Origin of the sequence: Amycolatopsis sp. SID8362 (genome assembly GCF_010550475.1) — a bacterium.
In the GTDB taxonomy this organism is placed as follows: Bacteria; Actinomycetota; Actinomycetes; order Mycobacteriales; family Pseudonocardiaceae; genus Amycolatopsis; species Amycolatopsis eburnea.
Window position 1 is genome coordinate 1 of the sequence record NZ_JAAGNB010001605.1, and the last position, 7750, is coordinate 7750.

At 72.6% G+C, this 7750-nt stretch carries 7 protein-coding genes; 4 read left to right on the forward strand and 3 right to left on the reverse strand.

What is annotated here, in order from left to right; translation table 11 throughout:
- The coding region (locus tag G3I65_RS49385) for an FAD-binding oxidoreductase (protein ID WP_166641556.1) at positions 1–822 on the reverse strand (822 nt) is incomplete at its 3' end.
- An 84-nt stretch (positions 823–906) separates the two neighbouring features.
- Here G3I65_RS49385 and G3I65_RS49390 point away from each other — a divergent pair.
- The gene (locus G3I65_RS49390; RefSeq protein ID WP_239071920.1) at positions 907–1461 is read left to right on the forward strand and encodes a suppressor of fused domain protein; all 555 of its coding nucleotides are present in this window, start codon (positions 907–909) and stop codon (positions 1459–1461) included.
- Here G3I65_RS49390 and G3I65_RS49395 read toward each other — a convergent pair.
- The gene (locus G3I65_RS49395) at positions 1458–2321 is read right to left on the reverse strand and encodes a LysR family transcriptional regulator (RefSeq protein ID WP_160702611.1); all 864 of its coding nucleotides are present in this window, start codon (positions 2319–2321) and stop codon (positions 1458–1460) included. The two genes, G3I65_RS49390 and G3I65_RS49395, sit on opposite strands and share 4 nt — an antisense overlap.
- Positions 2322–2403: 82 nt before the next feature.
- Between G3I65_RS49395 and G3I65_RS49400 the strand changes: the two genes are divergently transcribed.
- Positions 2404–3291 carry an MBL fold metallo-hydrolase gene (locus G3I65_RS49400; RefSeq protein WP_160702613.1) on the forward strand — a complete coding sequence of 296 codons (888 nt, stop codon included), beginning with the start codon at positions 2404–2406 and terminating at the stop codon, positions 3289–3291.
- A 6-nt stretch (positions 3292–3297) separates the two neighbouring features.
- Here the strand turns inward: G3I65_RS49400 and G3I65_RS49405 are convergent, their stop codons facing one another.
- Positions 3298–4830: an NAD(P)/FAD-dependent oxidoreductase gene (locus tag G3I65_RS49405; RefSeq protein ID WP_160702615.1), complete on the reverse strand. Its 1533-nt coding sequence runs from the start codon at positions 4828–4830 to the stop codon at positions 3298–3300.
- Positions 4831–5104: 274 nt separating this feature from the next.
- Between G3I65_RS49405 and G3I65_RS49410 the strand changes: the two genes are divergently transcribed.
- Entirely contained in the window at positions 5105–6061 is a 957-nt protein-coding gene (locus tag G3I65_RS49410; RefSeq protein WP_160702617.1) for a serine protein kinase RIO, read from the forward strand.
- 326 nt (positions 6062–6387) lie between these two features.
- Positions 6388–7750 (forward strand): DEAD/DEAH box helicase (locus tag G3I65_RS49415; protein WP_160702619.1); only part of this gene is annotated, 1363 nt, incomplete at its 3' end.

Here is a 7750-nt window from a genome sequence, read left to right on the forward strand (position 1 = left end):
CAGGACCTCGCGCTGCCCGGCGGCCGTGACGCGGTAGTCGAAGCCGGCGTCCGCCTCGCGGGTCGCGCCCGCGACGACCCGGCCGCCGCCGAACGCGAGGAGGTAGTGGCTGGTTCGCGGCAGGACCACGGGCCACGCCGCGGTGTCCGTGCCCGGCAGGTCGAAGTGACTGATCTGGCCGCGGTGCGGCGTCACCGGCAGGTCGATGCCCAGCGGCGCCAGCAGGTCATGGCTCCATGCACCGGCGGCGACCACGACGCTGTCCGCCTCCAGCGGTCCCCCTTCGCCCGCGACGGTGCCGTCGGCCCGGAACGCGACCTCCCCTTCGACGAACTTCGCGCCCAGGCGCTCGGCGTCACGCAGGAGCGCCCGGCGCAGCTCGTGCCCGTCGACGCGGCCGGCACCGGTCAAGTGCACCGCACCCAGCCCGGGCGCCAGCACCGGGAAGAGTTCGCGTGCCTGCGCCGGGTCGAGCCGGCGGACCTCGCCGATCTCCGGTGCGCCCGCCGCGCGCTGGTCCAGCCGTTCCTGCGCCTCGGCCAGCTCGGCCTCGTCGGCGGACACGATCATCCCGCCGACCACCTCGAACGACGAGCCCTCGAGCTCCGCGGTGAATTCGCGGTAGTACCGGCCGGCGGCCGAGGCGAGCGGGTACAGCGCGTCTTCCCACTTCGACGTCCACGGGCTGACGATCCCGGCACCGGCCTCGGTCGCCGTCCCCGGCCGCGCCGCGTCCGCCACGACCACTTCCACGCCGCGGCGGGCCAGGTGCCAAGCCGTCGCCGCGCCGCCGATTCCGCTTCCGATCACGAGCACTCGCATGGTTTCCACCCTGCCCGAACGTGCCGCGCCCGGGCCAGCGGGATTGTGCCGCGCCACAGCCCGGTCGGCCGTATGCTGCGCGCCATGCCGAGCCGTGCCGAGCGGTATGTCGCCCATCTCGACACCCTGACCGGGACCAGCGAACCCCGCCTGCAGCCGATCCCGTCGACCCACGACGGGCTCGACGACGTCATCTCGTTCGTCTACGCCGACGAACCGGAACCGCGCTACATGACGGGCGCGACCTACGGGCTTTCGCTGGCCGAGCACCCGGACTGGCACGGCATGAGACCGGAGCTGTGGATCAGCGTCCGGTCCGACGACCCGACGTGGGCGCTGGCGATCGGCTACCTCGCCGAGCAGCTGCGCGGCACCTGCCCGTTCGTCTACGGCGACACCATCGACTTCGGGCAGCCGATCGCCGAGGAGTCCGCGATGACGGCCTTCGCGGTTTCGGCGCCCGCGGGACTCGACGCGCACCAGTACACGCTGATCGACGTCGGCGGCGCGCCGATCAGCATCGCCGGGTGCTTCCCGGTGCACGACACCGAGCGGAAGTTCATCCGCGAACACGGCATCGACGCGTTCTGGCAGCTGGACTGGGACCTCTACGACGTGCGCCGCACGCCAGTGGTCTAGACCTGATCTCGCGGGCGGTACGCGGCCATCGCGATGTGGGCGAACGAGCGGACCAAAGGGTTCGCGTTCCCCTGCTGCCACGCCATGACCACCGGGCTCGGCGGCATCGCGGGCAGCGGCACCACGACCAGGTCGCCGGGTGGCTCGTGGCCGAGCGGCATCAAGCCGACCGTGCCGTTCCAGAGGACCACCTGCAGGCACTCCTGGACCGCGCGCACCACCGGGCCCTCCCGGGGTTCGCCGCCGTGCCAATAGGCCTGCCAGCGCGGGTCGGTGCCGTCCGGGAAGCGGAACCAGCGGCGGCCGGCCAGGTCGGCGAGGTCGAGGTGGTCGCGGGCGGCCAACGGGTCGTCGGCGCGCAGGACCGCGCCCACCGGGTCGGTGCGCAGTTCGTGCACCGACAGGCCGGTTTCGTCGAACGGCCCGCGGGTCAGCGCCACGTCGACCAGGCCGGTGCGCAGCCCGCAGGTGGGGTCGGTCAGGTCGGCGTCGCGGACGCGGACCTCGACGTCCGGGTGGCGCTGCCGGTAGATGTCGGCGAGCCGGACCGCGTGCGGGTCGGTGCTGTCGCCCAGGATGCCGACGGTGAGCACCGCTTCGCCCGCCGCCGCGGCCACGCGCACGCGGGCGCGGTCGGCCTGGTCTAGCAGGGACCGGGCTTCCGCCAGCAGGGCCGCTCCGGCCTTGGTCAGGGTGACGCCCGTGGCGGAGCGCAGCAGCAGCACGGCACCGACGTCGCTTTCCAGCTGCTTGATCGCCCGGCTCAGCGGCGGCTGGCTCATGTGCAGCCGCGCGGCCGCCCGGCCGAAGTGGAGTTCTTCGGCGACGGCCACGAAGTACCGCAGCGTGCGCAGCTCCATGACCGGCGACGATAGCCATCCGGTATCGGCGCCACCGAACCGGTCTTGGACGTCCACCGCCGGCCGCGGGTGGAATCGGGGTATGACCGAACTGACCGATCCCGTCGTGCGCGTCGACGGCGCCGAGGAGATCGCCCCGGACCTGCTGGTGATCCCCAACCACCGGGTCGACCTGGTGCCCAACATCGGCGTCGTCGGCGGCTCGGAAGCCGTCCTCGTGATCGACACGGGCATCGGCACCGCCAACGCCGAGCAGGTGCTCGCCTTCGCGACCGAAGTGGCGAAGGGCCGCCGCCTGTACCTGACCACGACCCACTTCCACCCCGAGCACGCTTTCGGCGCGCAGGTGTTCGCCGGCGAGGCCACCTACCTGGTCAACCGCGCCCAGGCCGACGACCTCACCACCAAGGGCCCGGGCTACCTGGAGATGTTCCGGGGCCTCGGCGAGGTGATCGCCCGCCGCCTCGAGGGTGTCCGGTTGCCGGTTCCCGACCACGTCTACGACGACGGCTACGACCTCGACCTCGGCGGCCGGACCGTCCGGCTGCGCCCCACCGGCCGGGGCCACACCCGGGGCGACCAGGTCGTCGAGGTACCGGACGCCGGTGTCCTGTTCACCGGCGACCTGGCCGAGACCGGGCAGTTCGCGATCTTCCCGTGGTTCCCGCCGCACGACGCCGACGTCTCGGGCGTCGGCTGGCTCGCCGTCCTGGACCGGCTGAGCGCCGCCGGGCACCGCGTGGTGGTTCCCGGGCACGGAGAGGTCGGTGGCGGTGCCGTACTCACCGACGTCCGTGCCTACCTGCGGGAACTGCGGGACGAGACCTGGCGGCGGCGGGACTCGGCGATGGGCGTGGACGAGGTCGTCGCCGAGGTCCGCTCACTGCTCGTCGAACGGCACCCGGACTGGGCCGGCCGCGAGTGGATCGAGCCAGGCGTCGCGTGTCTGTGCACCGAACACGACGCCTGACCCGGGTCACCGGGCGCCGAGTACCGCCATGGCCGCGTTGTGGCCGGGGATGCCGCTCACACCACCTCCCCTCGCGGCTCCCGCGCCGCACAACAGGACGCGTTCGTGCGGTGTTTCCACGCCCCAGCGGCCGGCCTGGGCCGGATCCTCGGCGAACGGCCAGGAAAGGTCCCGGTGGAAGATGTGCCCCGCCGGCAAGCCCAGCTCGGCTTCCAGGTCCAGCGGGGTTTTCGCTTCCACACAGGGTTTTCCCCCGGACGTGGACAGCAGGCAGTCCTCGATCGGCTCGGCCAGCACGCTGTTCAGGGAAGCCAGCGTCGCGCGCAACGCCGCTTCCCGCGCCTCTTCGTTGCGCCCCTCGAAGAGCCGCGCGGGCATGTGCAGGCCGAACAGCGTGAGGGTGTGCGCCCCGGCCGCGCGTTCGGCCGGGCCGAGGATCGACGGATCCGTCAACGAATGGCAATAGATCTCGCACGGCGGCAGCGTGGGGATCCGGCCCGCTTCCGCCTCGCGATACGCCGCCTCCAACTGGGAGAAGGTCTCGTTGACGTGGAAGGTGCCTCCGAACGCCTCGGCCGGGTCGACGTCCGGGTCACGCAGCCTCGGCAGCCGCGAGAGCACCATGTTCACCTTCAGCTGCGCGCCTTCCGGCCGGCTCGGCGGTTCCTCGCCCAGCAGCCTCGCCAGCGTGGACGGCGCGACGTTGGCGAGGACGTGCCCTCCGGCGGCGACGTGCTCGGCGTCGTCACGCCGGTAACGCACCTCGCCGCCGGGATCCACCGAGAGCACCTCCGCGCCGGTCACCAGGCGCGCGCCCGCGGCGGCCGCGGCCGTCGCGAGCGCGCCGGTGACCGCGCCCATGCCGCCGACCGGGACGTCCCAGTCGCCGGTGCCGTTGCCGATCACGTGGTAGAGCAGGCACCGGTTCTGCCGCAGGTCCTCGCCGTCCGCCGGGGCGAACGTGCCGATCAGCGCGTCGGTGAGCACCACGCCGCGCACCGTGTCGTCGCCGAACCACGACGTGAGCGTTTCGCCGATCGGCCGTTCGAACAGCAAGGACCACGCCCGGTCGTCACCGATCCGGTCGCGGAAGTCCACTTCGGACAACAGTGGTTCGGTGAGCGTGCCGAACGCGCGCCCGGCGACGCGCTCGGTCAGCTCGTAGAACCGCTGCCAGGCCGCGAAATCCGAAGTGGACCCGGTGACTGCCCGGAACGACGACGCGGTCCGGCCGTCGTCGCCCGTGTCGACAAGAAGACCGGAGCCGCCCGACGGGGTGTACGACGACATCCGGCGCCGTCGCAGTTCCACGTCGAGGCCGAGGTCGGCCACGATCTTCTTCGGCAGCAGGCTGACGAGGTACGAGTAGCGCGAAAGCCGGACGTCCACGCCCTCGAACGCGCGGAACGAGACGGCGGCGCCACCAGTCTCTTCCCGTCGTTCGAGCACGAGCACCGACCGGCCCGCCCGCGCCAGGTACGCGGCCGCGACCAGGCCGTTGTGCCCGCCGCCGACGATCACCACGTCGTACGCGTCCATCCGCTCCTCCTCGGGTCTGCCTGCCGGTTCATCGTGGCCACGCCGGCGGGCGGAATTCAAGGAAACGTCACGAACGGTCCGTTCGCGCTATTCGGTTGCGCGGCCGGTGACCGGTCCGGCAAGCTGAACGAGTCCGGCAGGGAGCCGGTGTGCGTGAGAGCAGGGAGGTGCCTGTCGTGATGGATGTCCGGGCCCTTTCGCGCCCTTACCCACCTGCCCCCCGGAGCTGACCGCGCGCCCGGTGGGGCATCCCTGATCGAGGAGAAACCCACCAGTGCGCCAGCACGACTTCGACAGTTTCGACGAGCAGCCTTCCCGCCGCCGCGCAGCGCGTTCGCGCCGGCGCGGGCGGTTCGACGATCCCGAGCCCACCCGCAGCGGGCGGCTCACCGAAGGCGAGCGCGTCCGGCTCGCCAAGCTCCGCGACGACGCCTACACCGAAAACCAGCTGCCCGACGGGGCCGACCGCTGGTCCACCTGGGACGACGCCGAACACGGCCCGCGGCCCCGGCCGGACTGGGTCGTCACCGAGCTCGCCGCGGTCGACACCGACCTCGGGGTGCTCAAGACCGGCAAGGAGGCCGACGTCCACCTGCTGCGGCGCGGGCTGCCCGGCACCGGCGGCACGCTGCTCGCCGCCAAGCGCTACCGCAGCGACGAGCACAAGCTGTTCCACCGCGACGCGGGCTACCTCGAGGGACGGCGGATGCGCCGCTCCCGCGAGATGCGCGCGATCGAGCACCGCACCGCGTTCGGCCGCAACCTGATCGCCGAACAGTGGGCCGTCGCGGAGTTCGCCGCGCTGAGTCGCTTGTGGACGCTCGGGGCACCGGTGCCCTACCCGGTGCAGCGCAACGGGACCGAGCTGCTCCTCGAGTTCCTCGGCGAGGACGACGGAACGGCCGCGCCGCGGCTGGCCCAGGTGCGCCCGGACCCCGAGGAGCTGAAGGACCTCTGGTTCCAGGCCACCGCGGCGCTCGAGCTGCTCGCCGCCGAGGGGCTCGCGCACGGCGACCTCTCGGCGTACAACCTGCTCGTGCACCGGGGCCGGCTGATGGTGATCGACCTGCCGCAGGTCGTCGACGTCGTGGCCAATCCCGGCGGCGCCGAATTCCTGGCCAGGGACGTGCGCAACCTGGCGGGCTGGTTCCACGGCCGCGGGCTCGGCGAGCACGTGACGAACACCGGCGAACTGCTGGCGGAGCTCGTGACCGCCGCCGGGCTCGGGTGAAAGCGGGGCGGCGTCGCGGCTGTGGCGCGGAACACGTCTGCGACGCCGCCCACAACCGGTGACCTCGATGCGAAGTCCCAGCTCCGGCTCGGGTACAGTATGTACAGACCGCAACCGGCGGCGTGGATGAGTTGGTGTCCGTCGCCTCCAGAGCCACCGAATGGCTCGCGGTGATCCGTAAATCCCATGCGGCGCGCAGTGTCGGCAAGTGAAAGACACGGTGTGCCGGGTCCGTCCCTGTGAACGCCCACCGCACACCATCTTGCCCTGCCTGCGCGCGGGCAGCCCGGGCCTCCCTTGTGACGAACCGCGTCCGAGAGGCATTTGTGACAGTCACGTTCAATTCCGGCCACACCTCGACGTCCGCGCGCGCGGACCGTCCCGACCGCAAGCCGCGCACCCGCCCGGCCGGTGGGGACATGCTGCGCGACGACGCGGTCGAGACCGTGGCCACCAAGACCTTCGCCCAGCTGGGCCTGCCGGAGCCGCTGCTCCGCGCGCTGGCCGACGCGGGCATCAACAACCCGTTCCCGATCCAGTCCGCGACCATCCCGGACGCGCTGGCCGGCCGTGACGTGCTGGGCCGCGCCCAGACCGGCTCCGGCAAGACCCTCGCCTTCGGCCTGGCCATGCTGGCCCGGCTCGACGGCGGCAAGGCCCGCCCGAAGCGCCCCCGCGCGCTGATCCTGGTCCCGACCCGCGAGCTGGCCATGCAGGTGGCCGACTCGCTGACCCCGCTGGCCAAGTCGCTCGGCCTGTGGTGCCGCACGGCCGTCGGCGGCATGGCCTTCGCCCGCCAGGCGGACGCCCTCTCCCGCGGTGTCGACCTGCTGATCGCCACCCCGGGCCGGCTGTCGGACCACGTCCGGCAGGGCACCGCGCACCTGGGCGACTGCAACTTCATCGCCCTCGACGAGGCCGACCAGATGGCGGACATGGGCTTCATGCCGCAGGTCCGCGAGATCCTCGACCTCACCCCGCCGGGTGGGCAGCGGCTGCTGTTCTCGGCGACGCTCGACGGTGACGTCAACCGCCTGGTCCGGCAGTACCTGACCGACCCGGTCACGCACTCGGTCGCACCGTCGACCGCGAGCGTCGACACCATGGACCACCACGTGCTCCAGGTGACGCACCAGGACAAGCAGGACATCATCACGCAGATCGGCGCCCGCGAGGGCCGCACGATCATGTTCGTGCGGACCAAGCACCACGTCGACCGCCTCACCGAGCGCCTGCGCGAGCAGGGCGTGAACGCGCAGGCCCTGCACGGCGGCAAGACGCAGGGGCAGCGCAACCGCGTCCTCGCCGACTTCAAGGACGGCCACTCGCCGGTGCTGGTCGCCACGGACGTCGCGGCGCGCGGCATCCACGTCGACGACATCTCGCTGGTGCTGCACGTCGACCCGGCGGCCGACCACAAGGACTACCTGCACCGCGCGGGCCGCACGGCGCGCGCCGGGGCGTCCGGTGTCGTCGTCACGCTGGTCACCAACGACCAGCGCCGCATGGTCAAGCGGATGACCGACCGGGCCGGCGTCCGCGCCGAGTCCACGATGGTCCGTCCGGGTGACGACGCGCTGTCCCGCATCACCGGTGCCCGCGAGCCCAGCGGCGAGCCGGTCGTCGAGCGGCGGCGCGAGAACCCGCGTCGCGGCGGCGGCTTCCGCGGCGACCGCGGCTTCGGCGGTT